1 protein-coding gene is annotated in these 1,079 nt (G+C 38.1%); it reads left to right on the forward strand.

All coding sequences use genetic code 11. The features are described 5' to 3' along the window. Window positions 1-61 precede the first annotated feature (61 nt). A partial coding sequence (locus AC1DTM_RS27960) for an acyl-CoA carboxylase subunit beta (RefSeq protein WP_477001419.1) occupies window positions 62-1,079 on the forward strand: 1,018 nt, incomplete at its 3' end.

Here is a 1,079-nt window from a genome sequence, read left to right on the forward strand (position 1 = left end):
GATTAGAAGGATTACAGGCATTCAAGGAAAAGCGCAAACCAATGTATAAGGGGGAGTAAATATGTTAGATCAAAAACAACAATCTAATTCATTTGAAGAACGAGTTGAAACAATTAAGCAAGGCGGGGCACCGAAATATCATGAACAAAACAAAGCAAAAGGGAAACTTTTTGTTCGAGATCGTTTGGCTCTTTTATTCGATAATGGTGAATATGTGGAAGATGCATTATTTGCAAATTGTGAACAAACTGGATTACCAGCTGATGGTGTTGTAACTGCGACTGGTAAAATACATGGTCGTACTGCGTGCGTAATGGCAAATGATTCGACTGTAAAAGCTGGATCATGGGGAGCACGTACAGTTGAAAAAATTCTACGTATTCAAGAAACAGCAGAAAAATTACGTGTACCGTTATTTTATTTAGTTGATTCTGCTGGAGCGCGTATTACAGATCAAGTTGAAATGTTCCCTGGACGCCGCGGTGCAGGAAGAATCTTTTATAACCAAGTGAAATTATCTGGTAAAGTGCCACAAATTTGTTTATTATTTGGACCTTCAGCGGCTGGTGGTGCGTATATTCCAGCATTTTGTGACGTTGTTATGATGGTTGAAGGAAATGCTTCTATGTATTTAGGGTCTCCGCGTATGGCTGAAATGGTTATCGGTGAGAAGGTAACTTTAGAAGAAATGGGCGGAGCACGTATGCATTGCTCAGTATCAGGATGCGGAGATGTTTTATGTAAAACAGAAGAAGATGCAATTACGCAAGCAAGACAATATATTTCTTATTTTCCAAGTAACTATTTAGAAAAGACTCCTTTGATTACACCTCAAGAACCGAAACAGTTCGATAAAACGTTAGAAGAAATCATTCCAGAAAATCAAAATGCTCCTTTCAATATGAAAGATCTCATTAACAGAATTATTGATGAAGGTTCTTTCTTTGAAGTGAAAAAATTATTTGCGCAAGAACTAATTACAGGTTTAGCACGCATTGATGGTAAGCCAATTGGCATTATTGCAAATCAGCCGCGTATGAAGGGCGGCGTATTATTCCACGATTCAGCTGATAAAGCAG

This window comes from Bacillus sp. P4_D3 (genome assembly GCF_056401855.1).